This window comes from Butyricicoccus faecihominis (assembly GCF_024462775.1).
In the GTDB taxonomy this organism is placed as follows: domain Bacteria; phylum Bacillota; class Clostridia; order Oscillospirales; family Butyricicoccaceae; genus Agathobaculum; species Agathobaculum faecihominis_A.
The window spans coordinates 97,243-115,698 of sequence record NZ_JANGCE010000003.1 but is presented as its reverse complement, the minus strand read 5'-3'; the positions used below and the strand labels follow the sequence as shown (position 1 = coordinate 115,698).

Below are 18,456 nucleotides of genomic sequence, written 5' to 3'. Positions count from 1 at the left end.
GAAAAGCATACAAAAGCCGCCGGGACCATGGTCCCGGCGGTTTTGTATGCTTTTAATTTTTCTCCAGCGCCGCGCGCACCGCGGTCGCTAATTGGTCGGAACACGAGGTGCCTCTGCCGTTGCAGGAAATGCCTTTAAAATATCCCTCGATCTGTTCGACCGTCATGCCCTCTACCACGCGGCTGATCGCCTGTAGATTGCCGTTGCACCCGCCCATAAAGGATACGTTGTGCACCGTGTCGCCCTCCATGTCGAATGAAATGCGCATGGAGCAAACGCCGCGCGGCTTGTAGTCAAAATGCTTCATTGTCGGTTGTAGTCTCCTTTTGTCTCACAGCAGCGTACGGATATAGCGCGCGGCCTCGATAAAATCCGCCGCCTCCGTGTGGGGGCAGGCGTTTTCCGGGCGGTCCAGCCCGGTCCAGTTGAGCCAAACGCCCGGTATGCCGCAGTCGTACGCGCCCTGCACATCGTGCAGGAAGTTGTCGCCCACCATGACCGCCTCCTCCGGCAGGCAGCCGCATTTTTGCAGCGCCAGCTGAAAGATGGGCGGCGCGGGCTTGTCGCGCCCCGCCTCCTCGCTCGAAACAAGGAAATCAATCAGATCGGCAAGGCCCAGCCGGTCCAGCTTATCAAGCTGAATATCGGCCAGCATATCGGTGCACACGGCGGTTTTTACTCCGGCGGCGCGCAGGTCGCGCAGCAGCTCGGGCACGCCCGGGCGGCGCTCCATTTTATCAAACACCGCGTTCCAATAAACCGAAAATACCGCGCGCGCATAGCGCACCGCGTTCAAGCCCATGCTTTCGAGCGCGCCCTGCGCGGCCAGCACGCGGTCGTGCAGCGGCGGCATGCCCGGCTGCATACGCGCCAGCTTTTTACGCGCGGCGGCAAAGGCCGCGACAAATTCCTGTCCGTTTACGCCGAGCGTTTCCTCCGCAAAGCGGGCCAGCTGTTCGTACGCGTAAGCGTCGCCCGCCATAAAGCTGGCGTACAGCGTATCGTCTAAATCAAAAAATACCGCTTTTAATCCCATTTTTTCCTCACAGCAAATTTTCGTTGTATACCGCGCGGCTGCCGCCGACGAATTTCGGCCTGCGGCGCGCGCAGATCAGCGTCGCTTCGCCGATGCGCTTTAGGCTGATCCGCAGCGGAACGACCACCGGCTTGATATGCATGCCGATAAGCGTACCGCCGATATCCAGACCCGCTTTGGCGTTCTGCCGCACGCTTTCCACCGCGACCGGATCCGCAAAGCGCCGGTACGCCGTCGTTGCGAACGAACCGCCCGCCTTGGGCTGCGGCACAACGTTTACTTCATCGAGCGCAAAGCGTTCGTACGCGGCGCGCTCGACGACGAGCGCGCGGTTCAAATGCTCGCAGCACTGCGCGGCCAAATAAATATCGCGCTCGCGCAAAACGCCGTATATGCCTTCAAACGCGGCCTCGGCCACTTCTACGCTGGAATGGGTGCCGATCTTCTCACCCGATATTTCGCTTGACGAACAGCCGACTACAAGCAGATCGCCCGCGCGCAGCTTTGCCTGATCGCATACCTCGGCGGCCGCCTGCGCGCACTGCGCCTGTATTTCATTCAGCTCCATGGTATTTTCGCCTCCTTTTGATAGAAACAGTATACCACAGAATGAACATGGGCGCACGCTTTCACGCCATTTTTTTATCCGGCATACACTGACAGTGAGGTTACCCCTCAATACCGTCTAAGCTGAAGGAGCAACTCGTTATGAATATGCAATACACAGGCCCGGATCAGGCGCTGCCGGCAGACAGCATCGATCCGCGTCTGCTATCTCTGGCAATGGGCTTTGTCCCCGCGCAGAGCTTTGATACGCCGTACGAACCGGCGCTCGCGCTTTCCCGCGGCACGATATTTCCGGCGCTGGATAAACCTTTTCTGGGTGAGGAGGCTGTGCCGCGATGACTGAACGTGAGAAGCTTTTAAACCGTGTGCGCATGTATGATTTCGCGCTGGTCGATGTGATCGAGTATCTCGACGGCCACCCGAAAAACAGCGCCGCGCTCGCCTACTATAGTAAAATGCGCACAGCCTTTGACAAGGCTGCCGCCGAATACGAAGATCAATTCGGCCCGCTGACCGCGCGCGAGGTCGACACCCGCACCGGCACTTGGCGCTGGATCGACGACCCGTGGCCTTGGGAAGGAGAGGATAACTGATGTGGTCATACGATAAAAGATTACAATTCCCCGTCAAAATCAAAAATCCGGACCCGCAAGCCGCTAAAATAGTTATTACGCAGCTTGGCGGACCGGACGGCGAACTGGGCGCATCCATGCGCTACCTCAACCAGCGTTACGCCATGCCCTATAAGGAATGCAAGGGTATCTTGACCGATGTCGGCACCGAAGAGCTGGCGCATCTCGAAATGATTGCGGCGATCGTTTACCAGCTGACGCGCAACCTGACGCCTGAGCAGATCAAGGAAGGCGGCTTCGACGCCTACTTTGTCGACCATACCACCGGCATTTACCCGCAGTTCGCATCGGGCACGCCGTGGAGCGCCATGACGTTCCAGTCCAAGGGCGATCCGCTGACCGATTTGTTTGAAGATCTGGCGGCGGAATCCAAAGCCAGAACGACGTACGACAACCTGCTGCGCCTGATCGACGACCCCGATGTGCGCGAGCCGCTCAAGTTCCTGCGCGCGCGTGAAGTCGTGCATTTCCAGCGGTTTGGCGACGCTCTCAGAGTCGTTCAAGATAATTTGGACGCGAAAAACTATTATGCGTTCAATCCGGCTTTCGACGTTCGTCCCCCTGAAAAACCGTGGACGCCGCCGCAGCCCCGCATGGACGGCAGCGACCTAGTCCCGCCCGAAATGCAGCCGCCCTCTAATATGAAGAAATAGGGTTGCAGCCCTAATTGATACTGTTTTCGCCCCGTCCTTGCGCCGTTCGCGCAAGGACGGGGTGTTTTTCAAATACGTCGCATATTTTTGTGCAATTCAACATTTTATTTCCCAATTATTTTGTATAATTTTGTTGATTTATCCAAATCCGTGTTGTACAATAACCATAAGATTTCATATTGTGGGTTATTCTGTATGAACAAAAGGAGATTTTTCTATGTATCTTGCGCACCGCACTGAAGACGGCCGCGAGCAGCCGCTCATCGCACACCTGACGGCGACTGCACAAAATAGCGCAAGCTTTGCAGCGCCGTTCGGCGCACAGCAGCTTGCATATCAAATTGGTCTGGCGCACGATCTCGGCAAATACTCGGACGCGTTTCAAAAACGTATCCGCGGCTACAGTCTGCAAACCGATCACTCCACCGCAGGCGCACAGGAGATTTACAAAGTCTGCGGCATCGGAGTCGCCTACTGTGTCGCCGGACACCATGGCGGCTTACCGGACGGCGGCGCGCGTACCGATGCCGCCGACGGACCCACATTATCAGCGCGGCTAAAGCGTGCCGTGGCGCCGTATCAGGCTTTTTCCACAGCGGTCTCCTTATCGCGTCCCTCCTTCCAGCCGCCGCGCGTCATAGGACAGGGCGGTTTTACAGCCGCCTTTTGGACACGCATGCTGTTTTCCTGTTTGGTGGATGCGGATTTTCTGGATACCGAAGCATTTATGCGGCAGGATAAACCACCGCGCGGCCAGTCAACCGAGATGCGCACACTGCTTGACCGTTTGGAATCCTATATTCAGCATTGGATGAAGCCACAAACGCCGCTCAACCAAGCGCGTTGTGATATCCTACGCGCCTGCCTAGATGCCGGCTCCACACAGTTTCCGGGCCTGTTTACGTTGACCGTGCCAACGGGCGGAGGCAAAACGGTCGCTTCTCTCGCCTTTGCATTGCGGCACGCGCTAACGCACGGCAAAAGACGAATCCTCTATATCATTCCATTCACCTCAATCATAGAACAGACGGCAGATAAATTCCGTGATATCCTCGGCAGTGAAAACGTGTTGGAGCACCACATAAACGTTGATTTTGACAATGAAAACGATCCCGATCTGTTTCGCAAAAAGTTGGCAACCGAAAACTGGGAAATGCCGGTTATCGTCACCACAGCGGTCCAATTCTTTGAATCTCTATTTTCAAACAAACCTTCGCGTTGCCGAAAGCTACACAATTTGGCCAACAGCGTCGTCATCTTTGACGAAGCGCAAACCATTCCCTTGCCCTATTTACAGCCCTGCGTGCAAGCCATTGCCGAGCTGTCCGTTAATTACGGCGCTTCCTGTGTGCTCTGCACCGCGACCCAGCCCGCGCTCGGTCCTTTATTTCATGCTGTGGCGCCGGATCTATCCTTACGCGAGATCGCGCCGCGCATCGACTACGAAATTTTTCGCCGCGTACAATTTATCCATCTAGAACGGCTGTCCGATGACGCGTTGGCCGCACGGTTAAACGGTCATGAGCAAGCGCTATGCGTTGTCGGCACACGCAAACAGGCGCAGGCCGTATTTACCCTATTGGATGGAAACGAAAACTTTCACCTTTCCACATTGATGACGCCCGCCCACCGTCGCGCAGTATTGGCCGAGGTACGGAAGCGCCTGAAAAACGGCCGGTCCTGCCGCGTCGTTTCAACCAGCCTGATTGAAGCGGGTGTGGACGTGGATTTTCCTGTCGTATACCGTGCCGAAGCAGGACTGGATTCTGAAATTCAGGCAGCCGGACGCTGCAACCGCGAAGGAAAGCGAACAGTGGAGGAAAGCACGGTCTATATCTTTCAGCCGGATCAAACCTATACCGCCCAACTGCCGCACACGCTGCGCCGTCCGCTCAACGTGGCAAAGCAAATCACCCATGACGGTTCGGCACTCGACGCGCCTGAAACGATTGAGCGGTACTTTACCGCACTTTATCAATATAGCGGCGATGCGCTGGACAGCAACCGCATTGTGTCCCGCATGGAAGCGGGCGCGCGAACGGGCAGCTTTCCGTTCGCTTCAGTTGCGAGTGCGTTTCGCTTGATCGATGATAACACCCGTGCCGTACTCATTCCCCGCATGGAAAGTGCTAAAGCGCTGGCCGCGCGTCTCCAAGCGGGCGAACGGACGCGCTCGCTCCTCCGACAGGCTGGGCAAGAGTCGGTCAATATTTACGAAAATCACTTTGAAGCGCTGCTTGCGCGCGGCGCACTGGACGTGCAGGACGAAAGCGTCGCGATCCTAACCGATTTAACGCTCTATAATGAGCAAACGGGTCTTGTTCTGCTGACCGACGGCGGCGTCGGAATATTTTTATAACGAGGTGGTCGAAATATGAGTCAGGGTATCCAAGTTGAAGTATGGGGGCCTTACGCCCTTTTCTCCCGGCCGGAGCTCAAAGTGGAACGCGTCAGTTACGATGTCATGACGCCGTCGGCGGCGCGCGGTCTGATCAAAGCAATTTATTGGCATCCCGGCATGGAATGGTACATTGACCGCATCCATGTATTGAACCCTATTGCTTTTACAAATATTCGACGCAACGAGGTGAAGCATAAAATCCTTGCGAGCAACGTCCGCTCCGTTATGTCGGGCGCGGATAAGCCCCTTGCGCTCTACACCGGCGAGAGTATTCTGCAGCGCGCTTCCATGGTGCTGACCGATGTGCGCTATGTGATAGATGCGCATTTTACCATGACCGATCAGACGACCCCATCTGATAACGAGGGCAAATTCATTGATATCGCACGGCGCAGGCTGGCGCGCGGCCAGTGCTATCATCAGCCCTGCTTCGGCTGCCGTGAATTTCCCGCCGGCTTTCGCGCTTGGTCCGGTGGGCCCATCCCTACTGTGGATGAAACGCGCAGTCTGGGTCTGATGCTGTACGGCATGGATTATTCTGATCCATGCGACATTCAGCCCATGTTTTTTCACGCTGCACTAACCCACGGCGTGCTTGAAGTAGCGGGACAGGAGGTACTGCGATGATCTTGCAGGCCTTATGCCGGTATTACGACGCATTGGCAGAGCGGGGCAAAATCTCTCCGCGCGGCTGGTGCGACGCGAAAGTCTCTTTCGCGCTGGTCATCGGAGCAGACGGCGCGTTAAACGGTACGATTCCTCTGAAATACATTCCTGCAGGCGCCAAGAAAGAGGCGCCGCAGATTCTATCCGTACCGATGCAGGAGAAAAAGGCCTCCGGCGTTTGCGCCAACTTTCTTTGCGACAACAGCTCCTATTTTCTTGGTGTGGACAACAAGGGTAAACCCGATCGCACGATCCAGTGCTTTTCAGCAGCGCGCGCCAAGCACGAAGAGATACTTGCGACAGCCGACAGTCCCGCCGCGCGGGCTATACTTGCTTTTTTCGCCCACTGGCAGCCCGAAAGCGCGGCAGCGCATCCCGCGCTTCTTGAATATTTAGAAGAAATCAAAGCAGGCGCTAATTTAATTTTTTCGGTTGGCGGAGTTTATGCGCAGAAGGACCCGGCTATTCGCGCGGCGTGGCAATCGCACTGCACTGAGAGAACAACGGGTTCCGCCGTCAGCCGCTGTTTGGTTACGGGCGAAACCGGACCGATCGCCCGCCTGCATCCTTTGATCAAAGGCGTGCGGGATGCGCAGTCCTCCGGCGCTTCGCTCGTTTCCTTTAACGCGAATGCGTTTGAATCGTATGGCCATGAAATGGCAGATAACACAGGCCAAGGCTTTAACGCCCCCGTGTCCGAGGCTTCCGCCTTTGCTTACGCCACCGCGCTCAATCAGCTGCTGGCTGATCGCGAGCACACCCAATTTATCGGCGATACAACAATCGTTTGCTGGGCGGAGGATGGCGAGCCGCTTTGTCAGGATTTGTTTTGCGGCACGCTGTATGGCGGCGCGTCCGACCGCATCACCTCGGAGGATCTTTGGAGCGCTGTGGAATCGCTCGCTCGCGGCAATCCGGTCAGTGTTCAGCACATTCCCATTCAGCCGAGCAATCACTTTTATGTGCTCGGGCTCGCACCCAGCGCGGCACGTTTGAGCGTGCGGTTCTTTTTGCAGGATACGCTTGGCGGTATGCTGCGCCATGTACAGGCGCACTACGACCGCCTGCAAATCGTAAAACCATCATATCTGGAACATGGCGCGTTGCCGTTATGGAAATTGCTGAACGAGACCGTCAACCAAAAGAGCCGCGACAAGAAAGCTTCCCCGCCGATGACGGGCGCTGTTGTCCGGGCGATCCTGACCGGCGGTCCCTATCCGGTTTCTTTATTGGAACAGGCCATGGTGCGCATTCGCGCCGAGCAAAATGTAACTTATGGCCGCGCGGCGATATTAAAAGCCTTTTTCACCCAAAACACATACTTCTACATACCAGAGGAGGTCTTGACTGTGGAACTCAATGATCAAAGCACCTACCTGCCCTATGTGCTCGGCCGCTTATTCGCCGTGCTGGAACGGGTGCAGGCCGCCGCAAATCCCGATATCAACACGACCATTAAGGATAAATATTTTAACAGCGCATCCGCTACACCTGCAACGATTTTTCCGCTGCTGACCAAGTTATCACAGAGCCATCTGCGGAAACTGAGCGGCAATTTGCGCGGAGATTTTGAAAAGCAGATCGGGAAACTTGAAAACCTTATCCATGAAAGCTTGCCCTCCCGGCTATCCCTACCCGAGCAAGGCGCGTTTCATTTAGGCTATTATCATCAAAGGTTTCATAAAAGCAATATAAAGGAGGACATTTAAAATGAGTAATGCCATTACAAACCGCTACGAATTCGTTATTCTGTTCGACGTAGAAAACGGAAATCCCAACGGTGATCCCGATGCCGGCAACATGCCCCGCCTTGACCCTGAAACCGGCTACGGATTAGTCACCGATGTGTGCTTGAAACGCAAGATACGCAACTATGTAGAGACCGTGCAGGAGGATGCACCCGGCTACCGTATTTATATCAAAGACGGCGTTCCTCTTAACCGTTCAGACGCCGAAGCCTTTACGCATTTTGAGATCGATCCCAAAACGATCAAAGAGGTAAAAAAGAAGGATGATCAGATCGATCGTAAAATTCGCGACTGGATGTGCAGTGAATTTTTTGATATTCGCACCTTTGGCGCAGTTATGACGACTTTTGTTAAGAACAACTTGAACTGTGGACAAGTTCGCGGCCCGGTACAACTGGGTTTTGCCCGTTCCATCGACCCAATCGTTCCACAAGAGGTCACCATTACCCGCGTCGCTATCACGACTGAAGCCGACGCAGAGAAAAAGGGCACGGAAATGGGCCGCAAGCATATCGTCCCTTATGCGCTTTATCGCTGTGAGGGATACATTTCCGCAAATCTGGCCCGCAAGACGACGGGTTTTTCCGAAGAAGACCTCGCACTGCTTTGGAACGCCATTTTAAACATGTTTGAAATAGACCGCTCTGCCGCGCGCGGCAAGATGGCGGTCCGTCAGTTGATCGTGTTCAAGCACGACAGCGAGCTTGGCAACGCTCCCGCTTACAAGCTGTTTGAAACCGTGAAGGTCGAACGCAACCAAGGCGTGATTAGTCCGCGCGCATACGCGGATTATACGGTATCGGTCAAAACGGAAGACCTGCCGGAGGGCGTAACCTGCACGCAGATGGTGTGACGGATTCGCGGGAAGAGGAATATTTGGCTATTTCTGGCATTCAGCATTATGCCTTTTGTCAGCGGCAGTGGGCACTGATTCATTTGGAGCAGCAATGGGCGGAAAACTTACGCACGGTTGACGGACACCTGCTGCACCGGCGCGCGCACGATGAAACAAAGACCGAAAGCCGCGGTGATACACTGATCGTGCGCGGCTTACGGGTGGTTTCGCACCAACTGGGCGTGCAAGGCGTATGCGATGTTGTAGAATTTCATCGTAGCAGCAATGGCATTTCTTTATCTGGGCGCGATGGTCTGTGGCAGCCTTATCCTATTGAATACAAAAAGGGAAAGCCTAATTCATATGGCGCGGATGAATTACAGCTTTGCACACAGGCGCTATGCTTGGAAGAAATGTTGCTTTGCAAAATTCCAGACGGCGCGCTGTTTTATGCGGAGCCGCATCGCCGTGTCGGCATTTCGTTTGACGCCGCACTACGCCAGCAAGTGACCGCCATACTTTCAGAAATGCTGGCGCTTTTTGCACGAGGTCATACGCCCAAAGCCAAGCCTAGTAAATCCTGTAACGCCTGTTCGATCAAGGATCTTTGCCTGCCCGGCCTTGTACGCGCACCTGCCGTATCCGATTATCTGCGGCAGCACCTTCTGGAAGAAGCGGATACAACATAAAAAGCAACGGAACACACCCATGCCATGGGGAACGTAGTCCTCTAACCTCCTTACGTTGCCGAGCGGATATCCAAGTGAGAGCAGATTACGCACGAACGCGCGTTTTTTAATAGGGAGCGCGCATTCGCGCGACGTCCGCCGCAGCGGAAATCCAGCGAGCAACCGCTGCGGCGGCTATTGGCGAGTCGGAATTTCTTCGTCTCGCTCGGGATGACATACACATGAAAACCCTTAACAGAATGACATGGCTGAATACACTGTCTATTTTGTCGTTAAACAGCTTATTTGCCACTTGAGGTCTTGTGTCATCTTTGATAAAATGAAAAAAGTCCACAAGTTTATCACCGTAGGGCGCATGATGAAGCAAGACCCAATCACTTTAACGCAAATGAGATTTATGTGCAGCAACGCGCACTGATATTTTAGGTGCGAACCGTTATCGATCATCCTTAAGCCCGTAGGTTCGCACCTGATTCTCCGGCGTTTTATTTACGTTTCCAAGGCCACGACTTCCATTCACTTCCCTTTCACTATAATATCTATTGAAAACAACCAATATAATCGTTAATTTTTAAGCAAAATTGCCGTCGCCTCTCGTGCGAGAGGCGTGAATTGAAATCACCACGCGAGGCTGCACCTCGCCGAGGATATCAGTCGCCTCTCGTGCGAGAGGCGTGAATTGAAATACGGAAGAAATGGAGTGCATGAAAGGAATGGTGAAGTCGCCTCTCGTGCGAGAGGCGTGAATTGAAATTGAACGCGCTTGGCATCAAGCCCGCGCAGGCGGAGTCGCCTCTCGTGCGAGAGGCGTGAATTGAAATCCAACTGGTTGCTATGGTTATGGCTGCCGGCGCCGTCGCCTCTCGTGCGAGAGGCGTGAATTGAAATAAAATCTCCGGCGATGCGGCCAGTCCGGCGGTCGCGTCGCCTCTCGTGCGAGAGGCGTGAATTGAAATTTCAGGCCGGCTATTGTATAGCGGCCGTCTGAACGTCGCCTCTCGTGCGAGAGGCGTGAATTGAAATAACAAACTGGTCGTTTTCACTTCACCCGATGCCGTCGCCTCTCGTGCGAGAGGCGTGAATTGAAATCGCTCCCGGTGCAGTTACGCACGTTACCTACGATGTCGCCTCTCGTGCGAGAGGCGTGAATTGAAATGGGTTATAAAGATGATGAACCTGCTCCCGGCATGTCGCCTCTCGTGCGAGAGGCGTGAATTGAAATGGGCCGCGCTCCTCGCCCACGGCGGGGGCCAGGTCGCCTCTCGTGCGAGAGGCGTGAATTGAAATCATCATTCGGGTGATGATGTTTAGGGCCATGGTCTGTCGCCTCTCGTGCGAGAGGCGTGAATTGAAATGGAAGCTTAAAGCGCTTCTCTGGGTCAGGGTTATCGTCGCCTCTCGTGCGAGAGGCGTGAATTGAAATAATTTTGCTGATGCAGGAAGGATACCATCTCAACGTCGCCTCTCGTGCGAGAGGCGTGAATTGAAATAAGACCCGTGCGGTGCTCCACCAGAGTATAGGGTCGCCTCTCGTGCGAGAGGCGTGAATTGAAATATTCCCTAATTGCCTTGTTGGAGGGGTGAACCGTGTCGCCTCTCGTGCGAGAGGCGTGAATTGAAATGTCGTAGTAATTGGTTGGGAGGTAGTCGGGTTGCCGTCGCCTCTCGTGCGAGAGGCGTGAATTGAAATTGTGGTCGGCAGGGTAGCGGCAAAACCACGGCGGTCGCCTCTCGTGCGAGAGGCGTGAATTGAAATACCATTGCCGGTGCGAAGCCATTCTTCACTGACGTCGCCTCTCGTGCGAGAGGCGTGAATTGAAATGTGATCTCGGCCACGCCGCTTTCAGTCGTCGCGGGTCGCCTCTCGTGCGAGAGGCGTGAATTGAAATACTTTTGCCTTACAGTGCTTACACTGAAAAAGCGTCGCCTCTCGTGCGAGAGGCGTGAATTGAAATTGTTACCTGTTGCGCCGCTTGTTCCGCATCCGGGTCGCCTCTCGTGCGAGAGGCGTGAATTGAAATTGTCTGAAGTATGCAGCGCGCAACGGCGCCGGTGGTCGCCTCTCGTGCGAGAGGCGTGAATTGAAATGTTATAGGTCAGCGCCCGGACGTGGAATGCCACGTCGCCTCTCGTGCGAGAGGCGTGAATTGAAATCAGCAAAACACACGGAACCTTGTCCCATCCCAGCGTCGCCTCTCGTGCGAGAGGCGTGAATTGAAATCGGCGGCAATCAGCAAGGTTGCGTTCGTATGCCGGTCGCCTCTCGTGCGAGAGGCGTGAATTGAAATGATCATCCCAGTCAATCGCGGTCTCATCGATCGGTCGCCTCTCGTGCGAGAGGCGTGAATTGAAATATTGACGCATCAACGTCTTTCCGTATCGCCGTCCGTCGCCTCTCGTGCGAGAGGCGTGAATTGAAATCACCTGTCCACTGTGTAGGTGTTATGCGGCACGCGTCGCCTCTCGCACGCGAGGCGCGCGTTGCTTCGCTGCCCTTGCCGACTACTGCGGCGGTTTTCAGCGCCCCCACACGGTGGGAATTTTGTAAGTTATGAACGCAACAGCGAAAGCCAGTACAGCGCCCGCCACGGCGCTGTACTGGCTTTGCTTTTTACCTATTCTGCGGCGGCAGCCCACCGCCGGTTTTGCGGAGCTCCAGATCGAGCGCGGCCGCGGCGTGCGCCCAGCTGATTTGTCCCGCCCCCTCCTGCGCGGCGAGAATTGCCGCCAGACCGGCCGCGGAGCGGATGCGGGCGGGGCTGAGCGAGGCTAAAGACGCGAGCTTTTGGCAATCTACATCCGCAGCCTGCCTTCCCGCGGGCAGATACCGCCGCCAAAGCAGCGCGCGGTGCGCTTCGTCCGGCATGGAGAAACGGACGACCGCCTGCAAACGGCGCGCGAACGCATCGTCAAAATTTTGCAGCAGATTGGTCGCAAGCACGGCGACCCCTTGATACTGCTCCAATCGCTGCAGTAAATAGGCGGTGGACAGATTGGCGAAGCGGTCGTTTGAGGACGCAACCTCCGTCCGTTTAGCAAAAAGCGCGTCCGCTTCGTCGATGAACAGCAGACAGTGATCGGCCTCCGCCGTTTGAAAAATTACGTTTAAATGCTTTTCCGTTTCACCGACATACTTATCCTCTACCTGTGAAAGCTCCACGGTCATCATCGGCAGGCCCGCTTCCGCTGCCAGCAGCGAAGCCGCATAGGTCTTGCCCGTGCCCGACGGCCCATGAAACAGAAAGACCGTGCTGCCGGACTGCTCCACGCCCCATTGCGCGCGCAGGCTTTGCCACCCGGCGGCTTCAAACGCCAGCAGCCGCAGTTGGCTGCAAACGGATTGTTCCCCGATCCAGTCCGTGGTTTTCGCGCCCTCGGGCGGGCGCTGTACCGTAAAGCCCGCTCCGCTGCGCATGCTCATGTGCCGCTGCACCAAAGACGGACCGACATCCCGCCCCGCTGCCGCACGCTGCGCGCGCCGCGCCTGTGCGGTCAGCCGTCCGATCGAGTAGCGGTGGCGCATGCCGAACGCACGCGCGGTCTCGCCGGGCCAGGACGGGAAACACCATGCCCAAGCCTCGGCGCTCTCTTCCGCGGTCAGGCAGGAGGGCACCGCGACCACCGGCGCTTCCATGTCCAGCGGCAGCGCTTCGCCTTCCTCGCACAGCACCGCGCAGCGCACCCGCCAACGCCGCGCAAGCCGCCGCAAACGATCCTGAAACGATGCGCGTTCCGCCCCCGCCGATATTCCGAGCACCGCGTTTTTCATCACGCCGCTCAGTACAAGCAGGCTGCCGCTTTCGTCCTCCCCCTCCGGCGCGATTTGATTGAGGTCCGCCAAGATAAGCGGTTCGCCGCGCGCGGCGCACGCGCGGTGCAGCAGCGTGCGTTTGCCGGAGCCGGGCGGGCCGGAGATATACACAACCGGCGCGTCCAGCTTTGCCCGCACTTCTTCCAGCGCCGCCCGCTGTACCGCGGCGCAAGGCGGCGCTTCAAGCGGCTGCGGCGCGCAGCCATCTATCACCGGGACCGCGCCGCTTATCAGCAGCGCCGCGACCGCGCTTTTCAGCCGAAGCGGCGCATCCAGCCACCAGCCCTGCCGTTCCGGCTGGGCGAACAGCAGACGATACGCCCGCATATCGGGCGCGAATTGGCGCGCCGCGCCGAAATCGACCGTACGCAGGCGCGAATACAGCGTCAGCGCGCCGTTTATATCCGGATCGCACCCATACCGCAGCCGGTGGGAAAGCCGCAGACCGCCGTCCAGCTCCATACACAGCGCGCAAACCACGGTGAAAAACAGCTCCTCCGAAAGCCCCGCCGCTTCACGCAGCCGGATCAGCGGAAGCGACGGGTCCGCCGCCTGCTGGTACGCACAAATCTGCTCGTACGCCGCTTGGAGCTCCCGCCCCGCTTCGGGCGCTTCATCCAGCGCCTGGAATAGCGCCAAATAATCCGCGAGCAGCTCGTTTTGCCGCCGATAGCCCTGCATGACGCTTTCCTCCTATCCCATGCGCGCCGTACCGCCCAGCGCATCCTGATCCAGCGCGGCCGGCGGCGTTTTTTGCTCCGGCACAACCAGCGAAAACGCGACGCCGAGCGGCTGCACCCGCCGGAGCAACCCCACGAGCCACGCGCGCGGCAAATCAACCGGCCGTTTAAAAATGATTTGAAACCGCCGCTCGCCCGGCCGGTCCCGCGTGGGCTCGGGCCGCAGCTCCGGCAGTTCGCCCGTGACGAGCCACAGCAGCGTGCGATAATACCGCGCCGTGCCTTTGCGCCGGTTCAGCTCCGCCGCCGACCGCACCAGCCGCCGCAGCGTTTGATCGGGCAGAACGGCGCCGTGCGGCACTAACAGCCAATCGGCCAAGCGGTCGAGATCCTCCCTGCCGCACCGGGCAGGATCGAGCCGCTCGGCGAAACGGCCGATCTGTTCCTCCCGTTCCAAATATAAATCCTCAAACACCGCGAAATAGCGTTCCAGCAAATCGTACCCTTGATATACCGCGGGCAAATAGCCGGCAAAGCTTTGTTTGGGATAGGACGCGCGCCAGCCGTACAGCATGCCGCCGGATTTTGCCGCGCGCCGGAACACGCCGCAGATCCGGCAGTAACGCCCGCGCATCGGCGGCACGGTATTTTCCGGCGCGAATAAAAGCACGCGCGCACCGGTGCGCCGCACCCCGCCCTGTTGCATGATCTGCGCGGGCACCTCGCGCAGCGGCGCCGTATCCAGCGCAAGGCAAGCGGACCGCCGGTCGCTGACAAGGGCGTACATATCCATTTGCGCGAACCCTTCGGCTTCCCAAACGAACCGGCTCCACTCCATTCCCGCCGCGCCGCTGTCCAGCACCCCGGTCAGGTAATACGCCTGTTCCGCTTCGCAAAGGAGGCCGTGCACGCCCCGATCCGTAAAGCCCTCGATTTTGCCGGAACGCCCCGCCGCCCGGTCGGAGCGCTGTTCCCGTTTGGCCTGCACGTTCATCCCTCCTCGATCTCGCAAGCGCCCAACCTGCAAACCACATCGGGCGCGGTCTCCACCCTGCCGCCATATGCGCGGCCCAAAGCGCCGTCACGCGGCGTGATCGCGACCGCGTCGATCCGCTCCACCCCGCCGGCCGCTTCCAAGGCGTGAACCAGCGCCGCCTGTTCCAGCGTGCCGCCAATGGGCGTGCGCGCAATCCAGTCGCCCGCCGCCTGCCGCAGCGCTTGCTTTTGCGCGGACGTCCCCGCCGCCACGCACATGCGCAGATCGACCGTTAATACACGCGGCGCGCTGATTTGCACCCGCGTACCAAGCACCATGCGCGGCGCGAGATACCGCCGCACGCGCTCGACGTCCACCGCGCCGTTTACGGCTTCCACCACGGCGCACACCGTATGATCCGCCGCTTCATAGGCGCGCGCCCGCCGCACCGCAGCCCCCGGCGCGCGCAGAAGCAGCCGCTCGATATCCGCAGCCGTGACCGCGCGGAGCGGCTGCTCCAGCGCTTTCAGCCGCGCTTGCAGCGCCTCCCGCACGTTTCCGGCGTTTCGGCCGCCGCAAGCGTCCTTGACCAGCGTGCCCCGCGCGCCGTCCGCGCCGATCAGCGCGGCGCCCGCGGGCAGATTGCCCGCCGCGCCCAAGCTGCGCCGCAGGACAAGCGGGCGCAGTCCGAGCCGTCTGGCCGGCGGGATCAAAAAATCGCGCCCGTCGCCCAGCACCAGCGCATGGCGCAGCGGATCATACCGGCAGCCCGGCCCGGTCGGCTGATCCGGCCGACCGGGCGGGTCGACCGGCAGTTCGCGCCAGCCGGTTTCGCCTTCCGCCACGAGCAGACGCAGTCCGGCCGGTAAAACGTCCTTTTCAAGCTGTATGATTTGCCCCGCCGCGCCGTCCGTTTGCCAGACCGTCGGTTCCGCGCACCGCCGCACGCGGCATACGCCGCCCTGCCACGAAAGCGCTTCCCAATCCATGCCGCCATAGTCCGCTTCGCAGGTCGCTTCGGTGCGGCACTGGGTGACCGGCACCAGCGCGGCTTCGCCGCGCAAGGTCAGCGCCGCCTCGGTTTCAAAGGGGATTTCTCCGGCATAAAACAGCGTGCCGCGCGGCAAAACGCCGTACCGCCCGGCGCTGTCCAGCCGCATAACGCCGTGTGCGGCGCGCGCGGCGGTAAGCCGCCCGCCAAGCAGCCGCAGCAGGCAAAGCCGGTGCTCCTCCGTGATCCGGTCGATGTAAAAGCGCTGCATGTCGATCAGCCACGCCATGGTTTCGGCAAACGTAACCGTGGGCGACGCGGCATATGCGTCCGTCCACCCGGGCGTACGTGCGGATACGCCCTGTACCAGCGCCTGATAAAGCGCGTCATATCCCCCTTCGTCCAGACCGATCGGCTCCGGCATTTACTCCGCCCCTTTCTCTTCGCAGCGCCGCGCGTACAGCTCGCCCGCCGCGACCGCGCACCACGTTTGCCCGGCCACGGGCTCCTCCGCAAACAGGCGGCAGGTCTCGACCCAGCCGCCCGCCTTGCGCAGCGCTTGATCGAGCCGGTCGGCCACCTGTCTTTCCGTGGGACGAACGCCAAGCGGCCAGCCGCCGCCCCCGCCGCCCGTCAACGGATCGAGGTAAGCCTCAAACGCTTGTTGCAGCCCGGCTTCCGCCATGGGCCAGTCCTGCGGCGCGATGCCCGCGACCGAGACCGCCGCGCAAACCTTCGCTTGATCCGGTTCGGTGATCTCCGCCCGCCCCACGCCAAGCGGCAGGCGATCCTTTAAAAACCGCTCCATCCGTTCCCGGACCTGCTCAAACGCCGTCTGCCTGTTATCGCGCAGCAGCACGGCAACGCGCAGCGCGCCCAAATCCGTATGGCCGCAGGCTACAAAAGCAACCTCTCGAAACGCATCGCACAGCAGGATGGACACGTCCTCCGCCGTAACGGCGCGAAATTGGTGGTGCAGCCCATGCCCGGCCCGCCGCCGCGCCTGTTCATCCGTTTCAGGCGGCGTATTGCCGCCAAACGCGCCCAGTATAACGGCACCCGCGAGACTTTCCACCTGCTCCCACGGTTGCAGCGCGCCCGCCGGTACGTCGCCCATCTGCTCCGCTCTAGCCCATACCGCGTGGCTGTACAGCGCGCCCCGCGTTTGCGGCGGATTCCACACGCGCAGCCAAAAGCCGCTTTCGCCAAAGTGCCGCGACCGTGCAAACGCCGCCGGAAAGGACGGCGTGATCGTGCCGGTGCGCCGCAGGCCGCCGGTCCCGTCCTCCATGGCAAGGGGACGAAAGCCGCCGTCCGCCAAGCCATACTCCCATTGCGGTGTGGAGCACGCTTCCTCGGCCGCGTCCTCCACACACCACAAAAGCTGTATGGGGTCGGCGCACGCAAGCTTCCAATACATGACCGGCGGCCGGGTCGCGGTCAAGCCGTCCAGCGCGCCGTCGCCGTCAAGGCGTGTTTCTCTTGGCTCAAGCGGCGCTTCCCCCGCGCGGAAGGTCAGCCCCCGCACGCGCGGCACCATTTGCCGGCAGGGCAACCCATAGCAATCGTCCGCTCGTTTCAGGCGCAGACGCAGCCAAAACGCGTTTCGCCCCTGCCATTCGATCCGTTCCCAATCCTTGGGCGCCGCAAACTTTAGGCGCGCCCGCTCCACGCCGGCCTGCGCAAACAGGCCCGTTTGCCGCTCGCAGCCGGGCAGGGCCGTCCAGACCTGCCCGTTCCAATACTCCCACACCACTTGCTGCGGTACGGCATGGTACACGGGCGGCTTGTACGGCTCGGGCATGCGGCGCATGACCAGCCGGTATTCCGGCTCCGTTTGATCGAGCAGCTCCATGCCGAACGCCCGTTCCGACAGCGTAAGGGCAAAGCCCGCTTCGATCACCGACGATACGCGCCCAAACAGCGCATCGCACGCCAGATAGCAGCAGCTTTCCAGCTGGAGCCGGTCGCCGAACGGCATGAAATCATCCCCGTCCGCCGGGTTCTCTTCCACCAGCACCGCGTCCGGCGGGCGCTCGCAAGCCGGAAGCACGGCCGCGCACGCTTCGGCGGACACGCGAAAGCCGGCCGGTATTTTTCCCTCCACGATCGTTTCCCCGGCATGGCCCGCGTTTTGATCGACCGGCGACAGGCAAACGCCCCCCTCTTGCGGTTTGGCCAAAAGCGTTTCCGTGCCGTCCGCGCTTTGCAGCGTCCATTCGCATGGTTCGCCGCAGACCGGCGCGGGGCGCAACAGAAAGGGCGCGCCCGCGAAAAAGCCGTCCGCAAACACAGCGCGCCACACCGTCTGCCGATACTGCCCCGCCGCGCGGTCTCCGGGGCAAAGGGACGGAAAAGAGCCGTCCTCCATGGCCGGTACCGTAAGACGCAGGCTTTTCGCGGGATCGACCAGCTCGATCCGTTCGATCCGGTTGGCCGATAGGCACACCGCACGGGCGGTCTCCACCGTGCCGCCCGTTTCGGCAACAAAACGCGTGCCGGCGGGAAGCACGCGCGGCGGCGCGTCCGGCGCGGGCAAAAGCCGCACCCAGCCGCACGCGGGCCGTCCCGGTTGGTTTTCGCCCGCGAGCATATCCAGAAAAACGGCGCGGTGCTTTTCCATCATGCGCCCTATGAGCGCGTCCGTGCGCTCGAAAAGCGGCGCGGAAGCTTCCAGCAGCGCCCGCGCGGGGTCGCTCTCCCCCGCGTCAACCGGCCAGTCCGGCAAATACGAGCGGAGGAGCGCGTGCAGATCCTGTTCTCCGTTCATG

14 protein-coding genes, 1 pseudogene and 1 CRISPR repeat array are annotated in these 18,456 nt (G+C 59.3%); of the genes and pseudogenes, 8 read left to right on the top strand and 7 right to left on the bottom strand.

The window, feature by feature from the left end:
* Positions 1-52 precede the first annotated feature (52 nt).
* The 3 genes from NE562_RS03290 to NE562_RS03280 are packed head-to-tail and all read right to left on the bottom strand — an operon-like array spanning position 53 to position 1,604.
* Positions 53-307: a TIGR03905 family TSCPD domain-containing protein gene (locus NE562_RS03290; RefSeq protein WP_280960968.1), complete on the bottom strand. Its 255-nt coding sequence runs from the start codon at positions 305-307 to the stop codon at positions 53-55.
* 24 nt (positions 308-331) lie between these two features.
* Complete coding sequence (locus tag NE562_RS03285; protein WP_280960967.1) at positions 332-1,036, bottom strand: HAD family hydrolase; 705 nt, start codon at positions 1,034-1,036, stop codon at positions 332-334.
* 7 nt (positions 1,037-1,043) lie between these two features.
* The gene (locus NE562_RS03280; RefSeq protein WP_280960966.1) at positions 1,044-1,604 is read right to left on the bottom strand and encodes a TIGR01440 family protein; all 561 of its coding nucleotides are present in this window, start codon (positions 1,602-1,604) and stop codon (positions 1,044-1,046) included.
* A 140-nt stretch (positions 1,605-1,744) separates the two neighbouring features.
* On the opposite strand from NE562_RS03280, the gene NE562_RS03275 reads away from it, so the two are divergent.
* The 8 genes and pseudogenes from NE562_RS03275 (at position 1,745) to cas4 (ending at position 9,227) form a co-directional block, all read left to right on the top strand.
* A complete protein-coding gene (locus NE562_RS03275) occupies positions 1,745-1,942 on the top strand; it encodes a spore coat associated protein CotJA (protein WP_280960965.1) in 198 nt (65 codons plus the stop codon).
* Complete coding sequence (locus NE562_RS03270) at positions 1,939-2,196, top strand: spore coat protein CotJB (protein ID WP_280960964.1); 258 nt, start codon at positions 1,939-1,941, stop codon at positions 2,194-2,196. The genes NE562_RS03275 and NE562_RS03270 overlap by 4 nt, the downstream gene beginning before the upstream one ends.
* Positions 2,196-2,786, top strand: a pseudogene (locus NE562_RS03265) (manganese catalase family protein); the annotation flags it as partial. The gene NE562_RS03270 and the pseudogene NE562_RS03265, both read left to right, overlap by 1 nt.
* A 319-nt stretch (positions 2,787-3,105) precedes the next feature.
* Positions 3,106-5,247, top strand: a complete 2,142-nt coding sequence (gene cas3, locus NE562_RS03260) for a CRISPR-associated helicase Cas3' (RefSeq protein ID WP_280960962.1) — start codon at positions 3,106-3,108, stop codon at positions 5,245-5,247.
* 15 nt (positions 5,248-5,262) lie between these two features.
* On the top strand, positions 5,263-5,916 hold the full coding sequence (gene cas5c, locus NE562_RS03255; protein ID WP_280960961.1) for a type I-C CRISPR-associated protein Cas5c: 654 nt from the start codon (positions 5,263-5,265) through the stop codon (positions 5,914-5,916).
* Positions 5,913-7,664: a type I-C CRISPR-associated protein Cas8c/Csd1 gene (gene cas8c / locus NE562_RS03250; protein ID WP_280960960.1), complete on the top strand. Its 1,752-nt coding sequence runs from the start codon at positions 5,913-5,915 to the stop codon at positions 7,662-7,664. Before cas5c ends, cas8c begins: the two co-directional genes overlap by 4 nt.
* A 1-nt stretch (position 7,665) precedes the next feature.
* A complete protein-coding gene (cas7c, locus tag NE562_RS03245) occupies positions 7,666-8,556 on the top strand; it encodes a type I-C CRISPR-associated protein Cas7/Csd2 (protein ID WP_280960959.1) in 891 nt (296 codons plus the stop codon).
* Entirely contained in the window at positions 8,553-9,227 is a 675-nt protein-coding gene (gene cas4, locus NE562_RS03240; RefSeq protein WP_280960958.1) for a CRISPR-associated protein Cas4, read from the top strand. The genes cas7c and cas4 overlap by 4 nt, the downstream gene beginning before the upstream one ends.
* A gap of 586 nt (positions 9,228-9,813) precedes the next feature.
* Positions 9,814-11,648: direct repeats of the CRISPR family, unit length 33 nt; unit sequence GTCGCCTCTCGTGCGAGAGGCGTGAATTGAAAT.
* 190 nt (positions 11,649-11,838) lie between these two features.
* Here the strand turns inward: cas4 and NE562_RS03235 are convergent.
* The 4 genes from NE562_RS03235 to NE562_RS03220 are packed head-to-tail and all read right to left on the bottom strand — an operon-like array spanning position 11,839 to position 18,455.
* Entirely contained in the window at positions 11,839-13,719 is a 1,881-nt protein-coding gene (locus NE562_RS03235; RefSeq protein ID WP_280960957.1) for an AAA family ATPase, read from the bottom strand.
* A gap of 12 nt (positions 13,720-13,731) precedes the next feature.
* Positions 13,732-14,706: a phage tail protein gene (locus tag NE562_RS17770; RefSeq protein WP_280960956.1), complete on the bottom strand. Its 975-nt coding sequence runs from the start codon at positions 14,704-14,706 to the stop codon at positions 13,732-13,734.
* Positions 14,707-14,708: 2 nt separating this feature from the next.
* The gene (locus NE562_RS03225; RefSeq protein ID WP_280960955.1) at positions 14,709-16,109 is read right to left on the bottom strand and encodes a baseplate J/gp47 family protein; all 1,401 of its coding nucleotides are present in this window, start codon (positions 16,107-16,109) and stop codon (positions 14,709-14,711) included.
* Positions 16,110-18,455, bottom strand: coding sequence for a hypothetical protein (locus tag NE562_RS03220; protein ID WP_280960954.1), 2,346 nt, complete (start codon positions 18,453-18,455; stop codon positions 16,110-16,112).
* Position 18,456: the final 1 nt, after the last annotated feature.